General features: G+C 51.0%; 19 protein-coding genes. 11 read left to right on the top strand and 8 right to left on the bottom strand.

Translation table 11 applies throughout. The annotated features are described in order from the left end of the window. Nucleotides 1–78 precede the first annotated feature (78 nt). Nucleotides 79–912, top strand: coding sequence for an aldehyde dehydrogenase family protein (locus tag J4F31_04930; protein MCE2495909.1), 834 nt, complete (start codon nucleotides 79–81; stop codon nucleotides 910–912). Here the strand turns inward: J4F31_04930 and J4F31_04925 are convergent. Further along, entirely contained in the window at nucleotides 863–1,285 is a 423-nt protein-coding gene (locus J4F31_04925) for a four helix bundle protein (protein MCE2495908.1), read from the bottom strand. The genes J4F31_04930 and J4F31_04925 overlap by 50 nt on opposite strands. Nucleotides 1,286–1,383: 98 nt before the next feature. Between J4F31_04925 and cysQ the strand changes: the two genes are divergently transcribed. The 10 genes from cysQ to J4F31_04875 all read left to right on the top strand — a co-directional run bounded on the left by cysQ (nucleotide 1,384) and on the right by J4F31_04875 (nucleotide 12,106). Continuing rightward, nucleotides 1,384–2,178, top strand: coding sequence for a 3'(2'),5'-bisphosphate nucleotidase CysQ (gene cysQ / locus J4F31_04920; protein ID MCE2495907.1), 795 nt, complete (start codon nucleotides 1,384–1,386; stop codon nucleotides 2,176–2,178). A gap of 1 nt (nucleotide 2,179) precedes the next feature. Continuing rightward, complete coding sequence (locus J4F31_04915; GenBank protein ID MCE2495906.1) at nucleotides 2,180–3,976, top strand: SLC13 family permease; 1,797 nt, start codon at nucleotides 2,180–2,182, stop codon at nucleotides 3,974–3,976. Further along, nucleotides 3,967–4,581: an adenylyl-sulfate kinase gene (cysC, locus tag J4F31_04910; GenBank protein MCE2495905.1), complete on the top strand. Its 615-nt coding sequence runs from the start codon at nucleotides 3,967–3,969 to the stop codon at nucleotides 4,579–4,581. Before J4F31_04915 ends, cysC begins: the two co-directional genes overlap by 10 nt. Continuing rightward, on the top strand, nucleotides 4,574–5,479 hold the full coding sequence (cysD, locus tag J4F31_04905; GenBank protein MCE2495904.1) for a sulfate adenylyltransferase subunit CysD: 906 nt from the start codon (nucleotides 4,574–4,576) through the stop codon (nucleotides 5,477–5,479). Before cysC ends, cysD begins: the two co-directional genes overlap by 8 nt. Nucleotides 5,480–5,949: 470 nt before the next feature. After that, the gene (gene cysN, locus J4F31_04900; GenBank protein MCE2495903.1) at nucleotides 5,950–7,215 is read left to right on the top strand and encodes a sulfate adenylyltransferase subunit CysN; all 1,266 of its coding nucleotides are present in this window, start codon (nucleotides 5,950–5,952) and stop codon (nucleotides 7,213–7,215) included. Then, nucleotides 7,215–7,649, top strand: coding sequence for a hypothetical protein (locus J4F31_04895; protein ID MCE2495902.1), 435 nt, complete (start codon nucleotides 7,215–7,217; stop codon nucleotides 7,647–7,649). Before cysN ends, J4F31_04895 begins: the two co-directional genes overlap by 1 nt. 39 nt (nucleotides 7,650–7,688) lie before the next feature. Then, nucleotides 7,689–8,654, top strand: a complete 966-nt coding sequence (locus J4F31_04890; GenBank protein ID MCE2495901.1) for a hypothetical protein — start codon at nucleotides 7,689–7,691, stop codon at nucleotides 8,652–8,654. Further along, nucleotides 8,654–8,809 (top strand): hypothetical protein, encoded by a 156-nt coding sequence (locus J4F31_04885; GenBank protein MCE2495900.1) that lies wholly within the window; start codon nucleotides 8,654–8,656, stop codon nucleotides 8,807–8,809. The genes J4F31_04890 and J4F31_04885 overlap by 1 nt, the downstream gene beginning before the upstream one ends. 27 nt (nucleotides 8,810–8,836) lie before the next feature. Continuing rightward, nucleotides 8,837–11,296: a YfhO family protein gene (locus tag J4F31_04880; protein ID MCE2495899.1), complete on the top strand. Its 2,460-nt coding sequence runs from the start codon at nucleotides 8,837–8,839 to the stop codon at nucleotides 11,294–11,296. A gap of 12 nt (nucleotides 11,297–11,308) precedes the next feature. Beyond that, nucleotides 11,309–12,106, top strand: a complete 798-nt coding sequence (locus J4F31_04875) for a sulfotransferase (protein ID MCE2495898.1) — start codon at nucleotides 11,309–11,311, stop codon at nucleotides 12,104–12,106. On the opposite strand, the gene J4F31_04870 is transcribed toward J4F31_04875, so the two are convergent. From J4F31_04870 to J4F31_04840, 7 genes are all read right to left on the bottom strand, one after another. Then, nucleotides 12,103–13,407 (bottom strand): polysaccharide biosynthesis C-terminal domain-containing protein, encoded by a 1,305-nt coding sequence (locus J4F31_04870; protein MCE2495897.1) that lies wholly within the window; start codon nucleotides 13,405–13,407, stop codon nucleotides 12,103–12,105. The two genes, J4F31_04875 and J4F31_04870, sit on opposite strands and share 4 nt — an antisense overlap. A gap of 23 nt (nucleotides 13,408–13,430) precedes the next feature. Beyond that, the gene (locus tag J4F31_04865) at nucleotides 13,431–14,264 is read right to left on the bottom strand and encodes a sulfotransferase domain-containing protein (protein ID MCE2495896.1); all 834 of its coding nucleotides are present in this window, start codon (nucleotides 14,262–14,264) and stop codon (nucleotides 13,431–13,433) included. Next, nucleotides 14,261–15,130: a sulfotransferase gene (locus J4F31_04860; protein MCE2495895.1), complete on the bottom strand. Its 870-nt coding sequence runs from the start codon at nucleotides 15,128–15,130 to the stop codon at nucleotides 14,261–14,263. Before J4F31_04860 ends, J4F31_04865 begins: the two co-directional genes overlap by 4 nt. Then, nucleotides 15,117–16,259: a glycosyltransferase family 4 protein gene (locus J4F31_04855; GenBank protein MCE2495894.1), complete on the bottom strand. Its 1,143-nt coding sequence runs from the start codon at nucleotides 16,257–16,259 to the stop codon at nucleotides 15,117–15,119. The genes J4F31_04860 and J4F31_04855 overlap by 14 nt, the downstream gene beginning before the upstream one ends. 3 nt (nucleotides 16,260–16,262) lie before the next feature. Next, entirely contained in the window at nucleotides 16,263–16,979 is a 717-nt protein-coding gene (locus J4F31_04850) for a class I SAM-dependent methyltransferase (protein MCE2495893.1), read from the bottom strand. Further along, a complete protein-coding gene (gene asnB, locus J4F31_04845; protein MCE2495892.1) occupies nucleotides 16,967–18,706 on the bottom strand; it encodes an asparagine synthase (glutamine-hydrolyzing) in 1,740 nt (579 codons plus the stop codon). Before asnB ends, J4F31_04850 begins: the two co-directional genes overlap by 13 nt. Before the next feature lie 78 nt (nucleotides 18,707–18,784). Then, nucleotides 18,785–19,021, bottom strand: a complete 237-nt coding sequence (locus tag J4F31_04840) for a hypothetical protein (GenBank protein ID MCE2495891.1) — start codon at nucleotides 19,019–19,021, stop codon at nucleotides 18,785–18,787. Between the last annotated feature and the right edge of the window lie 314 nt (nucleotides 19,022–19,335).

Here is a 19,335-nt window from a genome sequence, read left to right as displayed (position 1 = left end):
TTGAAAAATACTTGGTCAGACTCATGGCCCATGGGCCATGGCTCACTGCCACTAGAATTGACCGAAATAGTTAAACCTATGATTAGACTTGACATAAAGAAAACCTACAAGCTGTATATCGGCGGAGCTTTTCCGCGTACCGAAAGTGGACGGTATTATAAACTCGAGCACAAGGGGCAGTTAGTGGCCAATTTGTGTTTGGCGTCGCGTAAAGACTTTCGAAATGCCGTGGTAGCTGCCCGTAAGGCCCAAGATGGATGGGCATCAAAGACAGGTTACAATCGAGGGCAAATCCTCTATCGCATTGCCGAGATGCTCGAGGGCCGGGCCGCGCAATTCGTCGAGGAGTTGATCGCGGTAGGGGCAAAGCCACAGGCCGCAAAACAAGAAGTCATGGACGCTATCGACACGTGGGTGTATTATGCGGGTTGGTGCGATAAGTACCAGCAACTCGCGAGTAGCGTGAATCCGGTCGCAAGCCCGCATTTCAATTTTACCGCTCCGGAACCAACAGGAGTAGTGGCGGCCGTAGCTCCGGCCGATAGTGGATTGCGTGGTCTTACGCGCACTCTGGCTCCTATAGTCGCAAGTGGAAACACCGTGATCGCTCTGGCCGCTGAGCAATTTGGCCATGTGGCCCTTTCACTGGCCGAAGTCATTCACAGTAGTGACGTACCGGGCGGAGTGGTCAATCTGCTCACAGGTAATCCAGAGGAGTTGCTTCCGCATATGGCCGGTCATATGGATGTGGATGCCATAGCTTTAGCGTTAGCATTAGCTAATGATGGAGCCACTAAGTCGGCGGCGGCGGCGAATGTTAAGCGGGTGGTGACCTTAAGGGCCACGGACGGCTTGGAGAACATCACGGATTTCGTGGAGTATAAGACGACGTGGCATCCCATTGGTGCTTGAGCACCAATGAGCCATTGGCCATTAGCTTTGCGCGCAGTACACTTAGCATTCTAACTATTATCAGCAAATCATTTTCCAGCTTTGCAAACTGCGAAGCTTCTATGTAGCGCAGTCTTTTAGACGTTTCCAGAAAACTGATTACTTCGAAAACCGATCCTATTGATATTTCAAGAGACCTTCTGAACTCCGGTTCTGAAGACCTGCTGCAGCCTTCTGCAAAATTGGCTGCAATACTGTTCGAAGCTCTTCTAATTTGAGAGGTGATTCCATACCTTTCTTCAGAGGGGAACTTTTGAGTTACTTGATATATCAGTGGAATTAAATCCTGAGCCCTATTCCAACATCGTATTTTTGGAACTTTCTCATAGTTCAATGATATGTATACCCAAGGCCACCCACAAATCCATTGCCTAAGCTAATGGCCATTGGCTAATGGCTATTTCGTAGTTTTACGCCAAACACCGAAGCCCCATGAATTTAGAACACCTCCTCTCCCTGTCCATCGAAGCCGGCGTCGCGGCCGGAAAAGAAATCCTCGAAGTCTATGGAACCGAGTTTTCCGTCGATATCAAGGAAGATAGCAGCCCGCTGACCATGGCCGATCAAAAGAGCCACCTCAAGATCATGGAATATCTGCGCGGAACGGAATACCCCATCCTCAGCGAAGAGGGCGATTTGGCCGACTTCAGCATGCACTCGAATTGGCACACCTTCTGGCTCGTTGATCCGCTCGACGGCACCAAGGAATTTATCAAGCGCAATGGCGAGTTTACCGTGAACATCGCGCTGGTTCAGGAGGGCACACCTATCTTGGGCGTAATATACTTGCCGGTGACCGACACGCTCTACGCGGCCGCTGAAGGCATTGGTGCGTACAAGGCCGAAAATGGCCATAAGATCCATACCATTGGGGCCCTACGGGCCGAAGGCCATTCGCTGCCCATTCCCAACGACGGTCCCTTTACAGTGGTCGGAAGTCGCAGTCACATGAGCGCGGAGACTGAGGAATTCATCTCGGCCCTCGAAAAAGAACATGGCCAAATCGAGATTCTGAGTCGGGGAAGCTCACTCAAACTCTGCATGGTGGCCGAAGGCTCGGCACAAGTGTATCCGCGCTTTGCGCCTACTATGGAGTGGGATACCGGGGCCGGACACGGAATTGCGTTGCAAGCAGGCTGCGAAGTCGTGCGGCACGATTCCGGCGAACCGCTGACCTACAACAAAGAGAATCTGCTGAATCCTTGGTTCATCGTCCGCCGCAAGTAGTATGATTCCGGCCGAGTACCATATTTACGTCGCTTCGGCTACCTTGGTCGGACTCATTCTGGCGCTTTTTCGCAAAGGAAATAGAGCGGCACTCACGTTCTTCATGGCCGTTCTGGTACTCATCATCACCGGCGTGCTTACCACCGATGAATTCCTCAAGGGATTTGGCAACCGGCAGATCGCCATCATCTTTATGTTGATCTTCATCACAGGTGCCCTCCGCGATCATTTTAATCTGTTGAGTCTGCTCGACAAACCCTTCAAATCGGCAACCACGGTTCGCGACATGATACTCCGGATGACCAGTATCGTGGCTTTCGGATCAAGCGTGCTCAACAACACCCCCGTGGTCGCCCTCATGATTCCCTACATCGGCGAGTGGAGTAAAAAACGCGGCATTGCCGCATCTCAGTTGCTCATTCCCCTCAGCTACGCGGCCATCCTCGGCGGCATGATCACCCTTATCGGAACCTCCACCAACCTCGTCCTCAACGGTTTCCTCGAACAGAGCGGTGAACCCCTGTTTTCGTTCTTCGATTTTCTGATTCCGGGATTGCTGGTGACCGCGGGCGGAATCATTTACTTGGTACTCGCGGGACCTACATTACTGCCTCAACGGCAGGATGTGCTTGATCAGCTGGCCGATCCAACCCGAGAGTATATGGTCGAAACCAAGGTGCGCCCGGGCTCAAGGCTCATCGGAAAAAGTGTGCAAGAAGTCGGATTGCGAAATCTGAATGGTGTGTTCCTCATAGAGATCGTTCGTACCGAACACGTCATTACCCCCGTGGAGCCCGAGGAGGTGATCGAAGAAGGCGATTCGCTTATGTTCGTAGGAGAGACCGAGCGCATCGTTGAGCTGGTCGATGGCTCCAACGGGCTCGAGCTCAGCAAGCACACGGATTTCGACTCTTCTGAAGACCGCACTATCGTAGAGGCTGTGATCCCGGCCAACTCTTCACTCATCGGTTCAACCGTGAAACAGGTGAATTTCCGGGAGCGATATCAAGCCGGAATTTTGGCCATCCACCGAAATGGCGAACGAGTTAGTGGAAAAATCGGTGAAATACGATTCCAGGCAGGTGACCTCTTGCTTTTGACCACCGGTCGCAGCTTTGCGCGGAACGAATTCCGCTTCAATAACCTGTACATCGTAAAGCAAGTTAAGAACCCATCGATAAAGGAAGCACCACCCAAGCGGATCTTCTTGGCCGTGGTCGGTTTAGTAGCGGTGGCCGGAATTTTCGGCCATGTGAACCTGTTCATGGCGACCTTGATCTTGCTGGCCGCCTTATTGGTGCTGGGTTTCGTGAACGTTGACGGCATGAAAAAAGAAATGGACGTCAAGTTGTTGCTGATCCTCGTTTCGGCTCTTGCCCTCGGTAAGGCCATGACCGAAAGCGGTGCAGCCGATCTCATTGCTTCCGGTATAGGTACCCAGTTCAAAGGCGCAGGTCCGATCGTTATCAGCATCGTTTTGTTCGCCGTTACGTTCGTGCTTACCAGCTTCATTACGAATGCCGCAGCTGTATCTATTGTATTTCCGATTGCGTATTCTCTAGCAACAGCAACGGATACAACGACTGGTGCTGTGGCTGTAGCTGAAGGCTATTATATGGTCATCGCCTTTGCCGCGAGTTGCGCTTTTATTACTCCCATGGGGTATCAGACCAATCTTATGGTCATGGGACCGGGAGGTTATCAATTCAGGGATTTCATGAGAATTGGCGGTCCATTGTCATTTCTTTACGCAGTTATTTCCCTTACCTTTGTCTGGATTCGATACGGATGGATATGAGCGAAAAACTGCACATCATTCCCCACGATCATAAGATCACTAAAGTCGACCGAAGTCGTGCACTCGGACAGCGTCCTTGTGTGGTGTGGTTCACCGGTCTTTCCGGGTCTGGTAAATCAACGGTAGCCAATTGCGTTGAGCAAGATCTCATGTCTCATGGTTTTCACACTTATTTACTCGATGGCGATAATGTGCGGACCGGACTCAATGGCGATGTCGACTTTACGGAGGCTGGTCGGATTGAAAACATTCGTCGACTTGGAGAACTGAGTAAATTGATGGTCGATGCCGGCTTGATCGTACTTACAGCCTTCATTTCGCCCTTCAAGGCGGATCGAAAACGCGTACGCGATCTTCTCGCCGCAGGCGAAATGGTAGAAGTCCATGTGGACGTACCTTTGGAAGTGGCTGAATCGCGGGACCCAAAAGGACTTTATAAGAAGGCTCGAAAGGGAGAGATTTCTAACTTCACGGGTATCGACAGTCCGTTCGAAGTGCCTGAAAACCCGGAGATCCGTATCGATACCGATAAAGACGACTTAGAAGAAAACGTTCGGCAAGTGCTGGAGGTACTTCTACCCAAAATCACCCTAGAGGATGAATAGATATTATTTGAAACACCTCCGTGAATTAGAGGCGGAATCCATTTATGTGATTCGCGAGGTGTATGCACAATTCAACAACCCTTGTCTGCTTTTTTCGGGCGGTAAGGACAGTATTATTTTGACCCACCTCGCCAAAAAGGCCTTTTGGCCGGCGCGGGTGCCGTTTCCGCTGGTGCACATCGATACGGGGCACAACTTTCCGGAAACCATTGAGTTTCGCGATGAGCTCGTTAAAAAACTCGGGGCTCAAATCGTGGTGGGTTCGGTGCAAAAAGCCATTGACGAAGGAAAGGCCTCCGAAGAAAAAGGGACCGATGCGAGTCGTAACACCGCGCAGATCCCCGCCTTGTTGGAGGCGATAGAATCGAATAAGTTCGATGCGGCCATGGGTGGAGCCCGACGCGATGAAGAAAAGGCGCGTGCCAAGGAGCGTTTCTTCAGTCACCGCGATGAGTTTGGGCAATGGAATCCAAAGAATCAGCGTCCTGAGTTATGGAACCTATTCAATGGGAAAAAGAATTACGGCGAGCACTTCCGGGTGTTCCCGATCTCGAACTGGACGGAGATGGATGTTTGGCAGTACATCCTGTTGGAGAATATCGAAATACCGAGTCTTTACTTCGCTCATGAGCGAAGTGTGATCTTGCGCGATGGACAGTATTTGAGCGACTCGGAATTCCTGAATAAGAAACCGAACGAGGTCCCCGAAATGAAAACCCTGCGCTTTAGAACCATGGGTGATCTAACGATCACTGGAGCTGTTGAAAGTGATGCCGATACTCTGGAGAAGATCATTGAAGAAGTGGCCAGTACGCGGGTGACCGAGCGCGGAGGTAGAGCCGATGACAAGAGGAGCGAAAGCGCGATGGAGGATCGGAAGAAACAAGGATACTTCTGATTCGAGCCGTTGGCTCGAGACAGTTTGTGGCAGGGCCACAAGTCGATTTGCTGGTGAGCAGCAAGTCTGTTTGCCGCGCAGCGGCAAGTTAGTTCGCCGGAGGCGAGTAAAGTTGCTGCAAAGCAGCAGGGAAATTCGCGTAGAGGGCGAGGATATTAGAGCTGAAGGCTCCCGGACATCTGCGTCTGGGCAAGTAGTGAGTAAGTAGAAGTCCCCCGTGGGCAGGGGCTGGGGGTGGAAAAATCGAGCCACAGGCTCGAGGATGTGAAAAGATGAAATCAGGTTGCGCTGCGCGCAATCAGGTTCTTTGAATAAGGTCGCTCAAGCGATCAGAATGAAGCTGTTAGCCTTAGCCTTAGCTTAGTTTAAGGGAAATTTGAACTTCGCTAAAGTTAGAAGCAGTCCATGGTCCACGGTCCAAAGTATAAAGAAGCCCATGGCCTATGACTCATGGCCAAAGCATAGAAAGAATGAACACCAAGGGTTACTTAGATATGGAACTCCTACGCTTCACCACGGCGGGGAGTGTAGACGACGGTAAATCGACTTTGATCGGTCGTTTGCTGTACGATTCAAAAAGTATTTTCCAAGATCAGATCGAAGCCGTGGAGACGAGCTCGAAAACGCGTGGATTGGACCATGTAGATTTGAGTTTGTTTACGGACGGACTCAAAGATGAGCGCGAGCAAGGAATCACCATCGATGTGGCCTATCGCTACTTCGCCACGCCTAAGCGAAAGTTCATCATTGCCGATACTCCGGGACACATCCAGTACACCCGAAATATGGTGACCGGTGCGTCAACGGCCAACTTGGCGTTGATCCTTGTCGATGCGCGCAAAGGAGTGATCGAACAAACCTGTCGACACAGTTTTATAGCGAGCCTTCTCAAGATCCCGCACGTGATCTTGTGTATCAACAAAATGGACTTGGTCGATTACAGCGAAGATCAGTACGAGAAGATCGTGCAGGAATTCAAAGACTTTAGTGCCAAACTTGAGATCGGCGATATTCGCTTTATTCCGATATCGGCCCTGCATGGCGACAATGTGGTGAACCGTTCTGAGAACATGCCGTGGTACGATGGCTCTACACTACTGAATACCTTGGAAACCATTCACATCGGTTCGGATCAAAACCACATCGACGTGCGCTTTCCGGTTCAAACGGTCATTCGCCCACACAGCGACGAGTTCCACGACTTTAGGGGATACGCGGGGCGCGTGGCCGGTGGTATCTTGAAGCCGGGTGACGACGTGATCGCGCTACCGAGCGGGTTTACCAGCAAGATCAAGGCCCTTTACGACGGCGATCAGGAGATCAAAGAAGCCTTTGCTCCAAGGAGTATCACCCTGACCTTGGAAGACGAGATCGATATTTCACGAGGCGATATGATCTGCCGAGTGAATAATCAGCCCGAGCCCACCCAAGACCTCGACGTTATGATCTGTTGGTTCAATAACAGGCCGATGATCAACGGTGGAAAATACGCAATTCGCCACACGACCACCGATGCCCGTGCTATGGTCAAAGAGATCGTGTACAAGGTCGATATCAACACCTTGCACCGCGATGAAACGGACAACAACATTGGCATGAACGACATCGCGCGGATCCGCCTACGCACCACCAAACCCTTGTTGGCCGATAGCTATCGCAAGAATCGCAATACCGGAAGTATCATTTTGGTAGACGAAGGAACGAATGAAACGGTAGCGGCCGGAATGATCATTTAATGGGCAACTCAAAGAGCGTACTGATTCGAAGAATCGTACTCTCCCTGGGAGTGCTCGTTATGCTGTACGCGGGTATATCGTCCGTGAACTACCTCGATAAGTACCTTCACCTGAGCGACGAGGTGAGCTCGTACAACGGATTGATGCATGCCGTAAAGACCGGTGTGCCTTTGGATGCCCCCCGCCCCGAAAGCGTGATGTACGATCCGGATGAGGACTACGACGTATACGAGTCTCACAAGTTCATACTGTACTTCAACGTACCCGCCTATTTCGTCGTTAATGGACTCGGTCTTCGGGTCGAGAAATGGTATGGAGCCTGGCCTTTCCTCTTGACCATGGTGATCGCATTGGCGGCCTTGTGGATTCGTAAAAAGGATTCCGGACCAGAGGAACTCATCGTGCTGTTGATTCCGACCGTACTCTCCAGCTAGACCTTGTCATCGCTTCATTTCGTCCGCTATTATGGCTACATGTACGTATTCGGAATTGTGTGCTCCTTTGCTGCATACAAGCTTTACACTTCTGAAAGACCTTATTGGTTGCGGGTATTGGGTGTTCTTATTCTCCTTCTCGTTTCCGGACTCTTTCACCAAACGCTATTCTCTCTTTTGGCATTTGGGATCATCGCTCTCACCGTTGATTTCTTTACCTCGGGCCTGCGCAAGGAGTATCCGCGATGGCTCGTTATCGGAGGCGCTATTGGCATCACCGCTCTTTTAACGATAGCAGCAACGGTTCCGGCCGGCCGCTTGAACGTGGCCATCGAGCGATTCTTCCGCGAATGGGATCCATCGACCTTCGGGCAAGCCATAGGCAATTACATGTCGGTGAACAATCGCGAAGGAGCGGGTTGGTTCCTGTTTAACCTGATCTTACTCGTTGGCGGGGGGTATTTGTCGTTCAAACGCAATGATTTCTTTGCGCGGTTTTTCCGCCTTTCGGCGGGATATTTTCTTTTCGCCCTCGTGTTGTACTCCATGATCATGGGAGGGGTCTTTAATCCTCCTTTTGGCTTTAACAGGTACTATTTGATCGTACACGTGGCCTACCTGCTGTCGATAGTGACCTTCACCCACATGGTTCTCGCACAGGTTTTTGAACTAGCCACGAGGAGTTGGACACCCGCCGTGGTGATTACTAGTGCCGGTGCATTCCTGTATCTTGCCGCAGGCAATATTTTTTCGCCCTTTACCATGGATGAGCAAGATTTTAGCTTGATTCCGAGGCACGATCAAAAGGCACTCGACTATGTGACGGCACAGACCGATCAACTTGAAAAACAGGGCTCCGACGTGGTTTTCATCACGGGTCAGGTGGGTCTTTTACAGCATTACTTTCCGGACATTCCAGCTTATAAACTGGGTTCGAAAACGACCATCGACGACCTTCATGAAGCAGCACAGAATCATCCGGATGCGATCTATTTCTTCGTATAATGTTCAACAAGCCGCCGCGGCAGCCCGTGTTCGAGTTCGTGAAAGCGATTTACCCGGATTTCACCGGTGAAATGCTCATCAAAGGGAAACAATTGATAAGGGCATACGACGAATTGGCTCCTGCGATCAAGGAGAAATACGGACTAATGAACTAAATTCGGGTCCGAACAAAGCACAGACCTATGGCCAAGAAAGCGACCAAGAAGGCGAAGAGCAAGGACGTTAAAGCCTTTGAGTTCTTATCCGACAAACTCCCTTTCAGCACTTATCTCTGGGTAATCGGAGTGCCCTCTATACTGGGATTGATCGTATTCTACCCCTTTATTTTTGGCAGCGATCTCTACATCTTTAAAGACATTGGAAGCGACACGCTGAACTTGAAATACCCCAACCTGATCCACCTCGATCGCTACCTTAAAAACGAGGGCTTTCCGATGGCCTGGTCCTTTTACATCGGAATGGGACAGAACATGTATTCCGGTTGGCACTTTGGACTTGAGAGCCTCTTTCACTGGGTGTTTGATCTGTTCTCAGGTTCGGTTGCCGAGCGCATCGCCCGGGTTGCCTGGGCCAAGGCGCTGGCCATAGCGGTGATCACCTTCGAGTGGATCAAGCTGCGCAGCAACAACGAGTGGATCGCCCTATTTGCAGGTCTGGCCATGGCCTTTAGCGGATACGCCATCGTCGGAGGCTCGTGGTACGTGCACGATGCCTTTGTGCTCAACGCCGTGTTCGTTCTATGGGGACTCGACCTATTGTGGACCAAAAAGATCTACTTCGTGCTTCCTTTGGTGCTCTACAACTTCGGGGTCGACCCCAAACTCTTTTTCTTCTTTCAATTCGCTTTACTCTATTTCGTCGTTCGCGGTGTAGAAATGGAGTGGAAGCCCATTCAGTGGGTGAAGGAGGGCGGCCTCGCGGCCGGATTGGCAATTTTGGGTTTTCTAGGAAACGCCACCGGTTTGTTGACCCGCGTGACCACGGTGACCGACAGTCCGCGGATGTCGACCGCAGCGACCCTTTCTGAAGACCTGAGTGCCCAACCCATTTTTGCGATGCACGATGGCGGGCACTTGCTTACCACTTGGATGCGCACGCTGAGTAACGATTTGCTTGGTGTAGGGGGTGATTTCAACGGGTGGAACAACTACCTCGAAGCGCCGCTCTTTTACTGCTCTATACTGATGATCTTGCTCATTCCACAGCTGTTTTTGCTGGGATCGCGCAACGAAAAACGCCTATGGGGAATCGTACTTGGATTGGCCCTGATTCCACTGCTCTTCCCTTATTTCCGCTATGCTATTTACCTTTTTCAAGGAAACTACTACAAGAAGGCCCTTAGCTTATTCATCCCACTGATCTTCGTGCTCATCAGCACCAAATCACTCGAGGCCATCGTGCGCGAAAAACGCGTGCATTTGATCGGACTCCTTGCTACCGCGGCCGTAATGCTGTTATCGCTGCACTATCCGTACTACGATGGACGCTTAGAGCTCGTGAAGGCCGTTCGGGGGGTCGATACTTTCGCCGTGCTTTTGCTGACCGCCATATTGGTCGGCGTCCACTTTAAGAAGCTCGGCAAGGCTGCGCCGTATGCGCTGTTGGCCGTTATGATGCTGGACCTCGGATTCAACTCGGGCTACGCCTTCGGCGAACGCGATACCATGACCAAGCGCGAGTTGAAACAACGCGTGGGATACAACGACTACACCGTAGAGGCCCTCGAATTCATCGATGGGCAAGATCAAGGGTTCTACAGGTTGATCAAGGATTACGCAAGTGCCAACAGCATTCATCGTTCCCTGAACGAGGGTCGTGTTCTCGGATTCTACGGAACTACACAATACTCCAGCTTTAATCAGGCCAATTATATTCGATTCTTGTCGGAAATGGCCTTGATCGATTCAACCAAGGAAACCGATACGCGCTGGGCAGCCGGGGTAGAGCGGAATCCACTCTTATATCCCTTTGCCGGGGTCGACTACCTCTTGCGCAAGACCGAAGTCACGCACCCCTTGCTGGTCAACTCTTACCAGCCTGTAGGCACAATTGAGGGCATTAATATTTATAAGAATCAGCATCGCTTTCCATTCGGGGCGTTCTACGATTCGGCCATCAGCGAAGATACCTTGTTGGCCATGGGCGAGACGCAGCGGGCTTTTCAGGTATACGATCACATCGCGCTAGGATCTGATGATCTGAGCTCTGCCGCGAAGGTAGAGCGAGTCAACACTAAGAACCTCACCGTTCAGCAGTTTCAGCAAATCATCGATCGCCGGGCCGCGGCCGGAACCTTTAGCATGACCTCCTTTGGACAAAACCGTATTGAAGGAACGCTCGATGCGCCATCAGAGGGCTGGTTGTTCTTTACTATTCCTTTCGACGAAGGCTGGCGCGCCGAAGTGGGCCAAAAAAAAGTAGTGCCGGTTCGTGCACAACTTGGGTTCACGGCCATACCTGTGGTCGAAGGCCCGGCTCAGGAAGTGCAGCTTTACTTTGTTCCACCGGGTTCGAAGGAGGGGGGCTTTGCCTCTTTAGCGGCTTTGATCGCCTGGCTGGGTTTGGCCTTTGTCGATTTCCGAAAGTCGCGCTCGAACCCACCTATCGAAGAGGTTGGGAACCAGGATGCAGAGCAAAGCTAGATTTTATCCTCCGTGAAAGAACTGATCAAAAGAATAAAAAGAGGCGTTGAAGACGGACTAAAATCAATCAGCTTTGTCATCGGTAGAGGGTCCGCCCAACCAGATGATTTTCCGGATTTTCTCGGTATAGGAGCCCAAAAGTCGGGCACGACATGGCTGCACACTTGTTTGATAGCTCATCCTGAAATTTATCTTCCCGAAGAAAAGGAAGTCCACTTCTTCGATTGGAAGTACTGGAAGAGCTATTCCTGGTATCGAAGAAAATTTATTCATGCAAAGGGTCGCCTAAAGGGAGAGATCACTCCGGCCTACGGATCCATTACTGAACGCAGAATTCGACACATAGCCCGGATGAATCCGGACCTAAAGGTCATTTACCTATTGAGAAACCCGATCGAACGGGCTTGGTCTCATTCGAAGATGGTCTTGTGTAAAATTCAAGGAAGGCCTTTTGAAGACATATCGGAGGGCCAATGGATCGCGCACTTCGATGGTCAGAAATCCGAAAAGAGAGGCTCATACACCGAAACCTATGTCAAGTGGAGTAGGGTATTCGGAGAAGAGCGGATCTTCGTGGGGTTCTATGAACAAATAAAAGAAGATCCGGAAGGTCTGCTCAAGGATATCTTTCGCTTTTTAGGTCGAGCCGAGGATGTGGATATGAGTCTGCTTCCCACTGCTCAAAAGTCGAATGTCGGACTGCAAGAAGAAATTCCGCCGCACTTAAGGGCCTATCTGCACCAAAAGTACGCCACTGAAATAGAAGCTTGTTGTGCCCGTTTTGGATCATGGGCCTGCGATTGGCGTTAGCGCTTTCCTCGAATGGTTTTCAAGAGCACATCCCAGTCGCTCGTTTTTGGAAGTAACAAACTCGCCCACGAAATTTGTAGGTGTTTCTTTACGGTACGCCCAACGATAAAACAGGAAATGGCATAGGCGGCCAAGGTAGCATAAGCCGCTCCAAGTATGCCGTATTTTGGAATCAAAACGATGTCCAAAGCGATGGTGACGATGAGGGCCGTGACATTGGCCAGTAAATTGAATCGGATTCGATCTTTGGCGTTGTTGTACGATGAAAAATAATTGCGCAGATAAGCGAAGATTATGGCGATAGAAATCACCTGTAGGGCTGATACTGCAGGGGAGAACGCACTTCCATAGATCAAATTTACGATGGGGCTCGCAAAGGCGATTAGTACGATGACCGGCACTATAATAATGGTGGTGAGGATTCTGAGGTAGACGGGATAGGTATTGACCGTTTCATCTCGATTCATCGTGGTGAGGTAGGGGATTATGACCTGATTCAAAGGTTGAACAAAATCTAAAAGAAAATTCGTCAAGGTCGTAGCCACGCCATAGAGCCCTAGAGACACGGAGCCAGAGAGGTATTGAACGAAATATACATCGAGCCGCTTATTGAAGAATTTGCTGAACATGTTGCCATAGCCAAGCGAAGTATATCCGAAATAGGTTTTGAATTCGGACTTGGTCCAGTTAAAATTCAGACGAGGTCGCGCACTAGGGAGGTAACCAATGAGTACCACGACTAGGAGTCCGATCTGCAAGGCGGTCAAAATATTGAAAAGTACACGTAGGTCGGCGTTAAAACCACGGGTTGTCATGACGTATAACAAACCGCTGACCAGCACATTGACCACACCGCTCAGGAGCATCACATTATTGGATCGAATAAAGGACTTGCGGCCTTTGAGGTGGGCGTGCATGAAAATTTGGGCGAAGTGGTACGCGAATGCCGCTAAGAAATACCAGGCGAAAGGCGAGTCTTGAAACCCTTTGGGCAACAGCCAAAGAGCAATCCAAGAAGATTTTGGCGCGGCGAGGACCAACAGGTTCATAACGGTGAAAGACCCTAGAAACAACAAGAGCACGAGGGAAACGATCTTGGACTCGTCGATTCGCTTTGAAGCACTGAAATAGAGCACTCCATGTGTCATGTTGAAGGCCACGGCCATAACCAAGAACTGAACGTTTGTAGTGATGTACTGGAAGACACCAAATCCTTCGGGGCCGAGCAAACGCGTGATGATCACCGAATGCAAAAAGGCCAGGATCGAAATAGGGATCTTGGTCAAAAAGGTAGCCCGCATATTTTTTTGCATGTCCGCGGCCATCAGTTCGATCGAAATAATTGGGTCAACAGATTCAACTGGATTGGCTTTAGTATATCCTTCCAATGCTCATCGTAGAAAAATCCTTCGACCCCATCGCGGAACTGATCAACCGTTCTCGGATTCCCTGTGCGAATATGGTAGACGCGCGATTTCATTTGTTCTTTGTACCCGCTGTAGTCGAGTTCCATAAAAGCGGAAATGGATTTCATGGCCTCTTGCTCGCGCAAGGCTAGGTCTTCGTGATGTAGCGTAAGCGATTGGCTTTCGGTGGTATACCGCCTCAACCAACGCTTAGCCAAAAGGTGGAATAAAGCATACTGGAACAGCGCTTTGAAGAACCCGTGGCCGTGCTTGCGGTACGATGCGATGTTTTCCTTAGCTCCCCGTTTGAGGTATATCACCTTGACCTCGATGTCGGGGTCGGTCCACAAGACGAGGAGTCGCCAAAGGCTTTTGGAGGTGTCGACCAGCCAGGTACTGCGCGATTCAAAGGATTTTGCGTGTTCCAGCGCGGCGGCGAGCATATGGGCGTCGCCGTGGTTCGATTTGGCCTTTACCGGAAGTCCGAGCAGCAGCCTTAGGGTAATGCTCCAACGCATCCAACGCGATCCTTTATTGAAGACCTGGAGGTTTTGACGGTACAGCGCACCCCAATATTCACATTCGAGCGTGGGCTTTTTACAGGTGCAAATGCGGCTGAGCTTGTGCTCGCGCGGAAACACCTTGACTTCGCCGAGGTTCCAGACTTCGGGAACGGCGCCGAGAACAAACCCCAGGAGGCTCGAACCGGAGTAGCTCATGCCCAAAACGTAAAGCACCTTCACCCGGCTCATGGTTTCCAGGCGTTTAGTTGAAGCCCCCATTCGTTTTCGAGCCGATCGACGTCGGCAGCGAATCGATCCCAATATTGAGCGTTGTAGGCGGAGTCGAATTTAGGGAATTCCGAAGTGTGCTGATTTTTTTGAAGTACCCAGTTGCGCAGCTTGCTACCGCGGGCCCGCTCTACCACGGATGTGAGTCCGACCGCGCTCAATTGGCGTACGAGCGCGTTTATACCGTTCTGCAGAGCGGGTATACGGGTCGATTTAGCCTGGTTGCTTTTGCCAGAGGCGTTAAGGAACACATCGGGCCGCAGGCCCAAAAACTCAAAAAGGCGGTAGGCGGTGGAAGCGGGATCCGAGAGGATTTCGTCCAGAGCAATGAGGTGGATCTGTTTTCGTGGAAAATGGGCGAGCCAGAGATCGAGTTGTTGGGCATACCGACTGCGCTCGGTGTACTCGGTTTCGTGCTGCATGACCTCTTCGAAAGAGCGGGTTTCGCGCCTGTGGTTGTAGCGGGCCATGACCCATTGGCTAAAGGCGCGCTCGACGGGCTGGCGCAGGTTGGCGACGATCTTGATGTTCGGGAAAAGTGCTGCGATGCGTTCAGCCGCCGCCCGATCCCAGAAATAGTTCGGTGTGACTTCTAAGTGGTATAGCTCGTTCTCGGGGTCATTGAAGTACTTTGCAAGGCCTGCAAGGTCGGACTGGTAAGCCTTTTTACGGGTCGCTTGATAGTATGATTTACGGTCGTTGAAGAACTCGAGCTCTTTGGGGTGCCACACCGCTACATCGGGGTGCTGCCGAGCCATGTCGGATACCCACGTAGAGCCCGCTTTTTGCGCGCCGATGCCCACCGCATGTAGTTCAAAGCTGCTCATGAACGAATTTCACCAGATTTTTAGCTCGGTTCTCCCACGAGAACTGCTGTGCAAAGGTAGCATTGCGCTCGCTCATGGCCAGTCGCAAGTCACTTTGGGCCGCTATTTTACTCATCGCCTGGGCCAGGGCTTGCGGGTTTTCGGCCGTAAAGAATAGAGCGCTGTGATCGTCGAGTACTTCGCGTAAACTCGGCAGGTCGGAGGCTACTATAGGCAGCCCGTGCGCCAGGTATTCAAAAAGTTTTAGCGGCGAGGTGTACCGCGCACTAATGGTTTCGGTGGTGTTGGGCAGTATGGCGGCATGGTGCCGTTCGTACTCTTTTTGTAGCTCGTGGTCGTTGAGGTAGCCTCTCCAATGGATGAACTCATTGATACTCCATTCACGACAGCGGGCTTGCATGGACTCAACTTCAGATTCGCTGCCACCACAAATGGTCACGCACAATTCCGGCTCATCCTTCGAGAGGATCTTTACCGCATCGATCAGCGTATCCAATCCTTTCCACTTTTTAAAACTGCCGGCGTAAATGAAGCGAACCGGACTGTCGTGGAGCTTTTTATTTATTTGTGCCTGCGGCACGATGCGCACTCCGTCGGGCAGTACATGAGCGGGTTGGGCGAGTGAAAAATCGGACCGCAGGTCCTGCAAAAGACCTTTCGTTATGGGCGTTATGGCATCGCATTGTTTCAGCGCGCCGGCTTCCATAAAGCGCATGACCTTTGACGAAGACCGGTGGTATACCTTGTGGGGTTCGTACACGATGTAGCCGGGAATATTTTTACGCTGCCCCGTAAGCCACAGGTAGAACAGAAAGCCGAAATCGCGCGTGTAGATTACGTCGAACTGCTGTTTTTGGAGTTCGCGGACCACGGCCTTGTTGTATCGATAGCGCGATCGGAACTCCGCGATGAGGTTCGTCGTTCGCAAGCTTACGTTCAATGGAAGCACCGTCTTGTCTACATTCAATCCGAATTGTTTCGAAATGAACGACCGCTCGGCGGATTCATAAGTAGAACATAAGAAGCGGAGATCCACTTGAGTAGAGAGTCGGTCTACGGTATTCAGCGTTTGCTTTAGGTTGGCACTGCGCCGGCCAAGTTCGTTTTGGTACACGTAGGCCCAGCGCATAGATCAGGCTTTGATGCGGGCTTCGACGCCTTGATTGGTGTAGAGCAATCTGAGTAGCACATTCTTCACATATTTGAGTCCATGTGGGTAGTATAGATTGGGCTTCATAAAAGTGAATATTTTGCTCTCTAGGACTTCGTACCCGCTTTTTTCGAGAAAGCGCTCAAACTCGGGTTGATTCCACTCGCGGAGGTGCTCCACCTTGGGTGATCGAGTATTGTCTTTTCCCCGCAATCGGTCGCGTTCGGGAGTCGACAAGAAAATGCGGGTATTGTCGTCTGCAAAGCGCTTGATGAAAGCGAGTAAATTGTCTGGTCGTTCTAGGTGCTCGATCACGTCGGAGCAAATGATGGCGTCGAAAGTGCCTAAATCGTGGTCTACAGGATCGTCAAAATTATCCGCGTGGAACGATGCGTTGGTATACTTTGCGAACTTCGTATTGCAGTAGTCGACGGCATCGGGCTGATCAATACCTACCACCTCAAAGTTCTTTTTACCGAAAAAATGCATGAGCTTGGTTCCCGGTCCGCAGCCAACATCCAGAATGCGCGCTTGAGGTTGTTTTCGGTACTTTTCGTATACCCACTTATAAAATGAATACTGATACACGAGCGAGCTGGCGATGCGTTGGCGGTTCCAGTACTTGGTGCCGTCGGTTCGGTTGTCGTCGAAACTCACGTTGGAGGTTCCGTGGATGTAATCTTTCTTTATTTCGTACATGCAATGGCGTTTAGGCTATTGGCAAAAAAGATCTTCTTTTGTTCGAGCAGGAAAGGTACGGCCTTTTTGTTCAAACGAGGGTTTTGGTACTGGCCCAAGACCTCGTTTTCGTTCATCCCGAACCCGCGTTTGGGCTGATTCAAAACTTCTTTTGGCAGCCGGGGCACCAACCACTCTTTGTAAAGCTTTTTAAGTTCGCCGCCGTAGAGCACATCGGGGTGTAATTTGGCCGACCACTCGAAAAGTCTATGGTCCAGGAAGGGGCTTCTTAACTCAATGCTATTGGCCATGGACATGCGATCGGCCTTGACCAGGATATCGCTCAGGAAACTGTGTTGCCAGTCGAACACCTGGGCCTGCTTGGCCAATGGCCAGTCGTTGTCGGTAGGCCAGCGGTGGCGGACCTCTTCGGCCGGATTGTAATCGCCCAGTTGGTCGCGATAATCCCGGGTAAACAAATGGGGCCACTCGTCCCGCGTGAATCCGCCTCGCAGTTTGATATAGAAGTCTTCGAACGTGTCTTTTGATAGGAATCGTAGAGCCTTGTCGATATCGTGTCCGGGCAGCAATCGCCGGCTCAGAGCATGGGCGCCGCGCATAAGGACCGTGCCGCCGCCTTTAGAGTAGAGGTCGAGCTGCTTGTAGCGCTTGTAGCCGTAAAACAGTTCGTCGCCCCCGTCGCCGCCCAGCATCACAATGAAGCCTTTTCGGCGCGCTTCGCGGCAGATCCAGTAGGTCGGAATACTCGAATTATCGGCAAAGGGCGTATCGAAATGCCGCATGATGTGGTCAAAATCGGCCCGGTAGTCGAATTCTTCCGGTGTGGCGATCACCAAGTCGGCCTTTTTTTGGACCATCACTTTTTCGACCAAGGTCCGTTCTTCATCGTTCAACGCCACATGTAAACCGGTCCAGTGTTGGTTGAACAGGGTCGTCATGCCCATGCTGTCGAGTCCGCCGCTGAGGAACACGCCGAGAGGCACATCGGCCCGTAGACGCAGTCGAAGGGCATCCTTCAATAATTCATCGAGCTCCGCGATGGCATCGTCGGCCGACGGTCGCTGCAGGTCAAAGGTCGGCTGCCAGTAGTGTTGTGGAGAAGCTAGATCGCCATTGGGTGTCCAGATGAGGTAGGATCCGGGCGGCAGGGTGTGGATGTCGGAATAGGCCGTTCGCGGTTCCGGATTGTACGAAAACGCGAAGTACTCGGCCAGCACTTCGGGCCGTTCCGTTCCGACACCTTCGATTTGGAGCAGTGCTTTGAGTTCGGAGGCAAAGGCCAGGATGTTTTTTTGGTAGCGGTAGTACAGCGGTTTTTGTCCCATGCGGTCGCGACAGAGCAGAAGAGTTTTTTGCCGGTCGTCCCACAGCGCCAAAGCCCACATACCGATAAAGCGGGAGAAGCACTGTGTGCCCCACTCTAGGTAGGCGGCGAGCAGCACTTCGGTATCGCTTTCGGAGTGGAATCGGTGTCCGAGTTTTTGGAGTTCGGACCGCAGTTCGAGGTAGTTGTAGATTTCGCCGTTGAAGGTGAGGGCGAGGTGGTCTTGTATGCGGGGTTGGGCACCGCCTGCGCTGAGGTCGATGATGCTGAGTCGGCGGTGGCCGAGAGCGAGGTAGTCGTTCAGGTAATACCCTTCGGCATTGGGACCGCGATGGGTCATGGTCCGGTTCATGCGTTCGATGAGCTCGCGATCGGGGGAAGTTATACCACTAATGCCACACATGACGTAAAGGTGCGAAAAAACAAAAGAGCCCACTTCTTAAAAAGTGAGCTCTGTTTTGGATCGTTAAAAAAGTGAGATTTATTTCTTCTTTTTTACTTCGTACCCGAGCGCCTCCAATTCTCTTTTCATTTCATCGGCGCGGGCTCCGCTGCGTTTAGCGAGTTCTTTGTCGATACTGGCCGACATACCGAGGAGTTCGTGCTCTTCGAATTTACTCAGGAATTGATTGGCGAAAACGGCTTTCAAAGTTCCGTTGTTGTTTTGGTTTTCTCGTATTTTTTCAACGAAAAATTTTGGTGTTAACTTAGTTGACATAGCGACATCTTTGTTTTTATTCTTTTCACAAATATATCATTATTATTTAATTGTTCTGGTCTTAAGCCGTGTTAATTCTTGTTTCTTTCAATTTCCTCGTTTAAGAACACTCTTTCTGTACTTATTCGTACCACATTTTATTGATGAAAAACGGGTCACGTCCATTTTGTGGGGAGCGTTTGAAGAATTCCTACATTTCGTTCAAAAGAAATGGGGGATTTGGTATTGGAAGCCCCAGGGCATGTTTTTCCGAGTGAGCTATTGGAGTACTTCACAATCGTAGAGTCGGGCATTCAAGTAGATAAGCCAACCGG

This window comes from Flavobacteriales bacterium (genome assembly GCA_021296215.1).
Taxonomy (GTDB): Bacteria; Bacteroidota; Bacteroidia; order Flavobacteriales; family ECT2AJA-044; genus ECT2AJA-044.
Note: the sequence above shows the minus strand (reverse complement) of the source record. Positions and strands in the feature narration are given on the sequence as shown.

Excerpts from the sequence above, each read along its gene's own strand:
- J4F31_04930 (MCE2495909.1), top strand. The coding sequence starts at position 79 with ATGATTAGACTTGACATAAAGAAAACCTACAAGCTGTATATCGGCGGA.
- J4F31_04890 (MCE2495901.1), top strand. The coding sequence starts at position 7,689 with ATGTACGTATTCGGAATTGTGTGCTCCTTTGCTGCATACAAGCTTTAC.
- J4F31_04870 (MCE2495897.1), bottom strand. The coding sequence starts at position 13,407 with ATGCGGGCTACCTTTTTGACCAAGATCCCTATTTCGATCCTGGCCTTT.
- J4F31_04850 (MCE2495893.1), bottom strand. The coding sequence starts at position 16,979 with ATGTACGAAATAAAGAAAGATTACATCCACGGAACCTCCAACGTGAGT.
- J4F31_04865 (MCE2495896.1), bottom strand. The coding sequence starts at position 14,264 with ATGAGCCGGGTGAAGGTGCTTTACGTTTTGGGCATGAGCTACTCCGGT.
- J4F31_04860 (MCE2495895.1), bottom strand. The coding sequence starts at position 15,130 with ATGAGCAGCTTTGAACTACATGCGGTGGGCATCGGCGCGCAAAAAGCG.
- J4F31_04855 (MCE2495894.1), bottom strand. The coding sequence starts at position 16,259 with ATGCGCTGGGCCTACGTGTACCAAAACGAACTTGGCCGGCGCAGTGCC.
- cysC (MCE2495905.1), top strand. The coding sequence starts at position 3,967 with ATGGATATGAGCGAAAAACTGCACATCATTCCCCACGATCATAAGATC.
- J4F31_04885 (MCE2495900.1), top strand. The coding sequence starts at position 8,654 with ATGTTCAACAAGCCGCCGCGGCAGCCCGTGTTCGAGTTCGTGAAAGCG.
- J4F31_04915 (MCE2495906.1), top strand. The coding sequence starts at position 2,180 with ATGATTCCGGCCGAGTACCATATTTACGTCGCTTCGGCTACCTTGGTC.
- J4F31_04840 (MCE2495891.1), bottom strand. The coding sequence starts at position 19,021 with ATGTCAACTAAGTTAACACCAAAATTTTTCGTTGAAAAAATACGAGAA.
- J4F31_04895 (MCE2495902.1), top strand. The coding sequence starts at position 7,215 with ATGGGCAACTCAAAGAGCGTACTGATTCGAAGAATCGTACTCTCCCTG.
- cysQ (MCE2495907.1), top strand. The coding sequence starts at position 1,384 with ATGAATTTAGAACACCTCCTCTCCCTGTCCATCGAAGCCGGCGTCGCG.
- cysN (MCE2495903.1), top strand. The coding sequence starts at position 5,950 with ATGAACACCAAGGGTTACTTAGATATGGAACTCCTACGCTTCACCACG.
- cysD (MCE2495904.1), top strand. The coding sequence starts at position 4,574 with ATGAATAGATATTATTTGAAACACCTCCGTGAATTAGAGGCGGAATCC.
- J4F31_04880 (MCE2495899.1), top strand. The coding sequence starts at position 8,837 with ATGGCCAAGAAAGCGACCAAGAAGGCGAAGAGCAAGGACGTTAAAGCC.
- asnB (MCE2495892.1), bottom strand. The coding sequence starts at position 18,706 with ATGTGTGGCATTAGTGGTATAACTTCCCCCGATCGCGAGCTCATCGAA.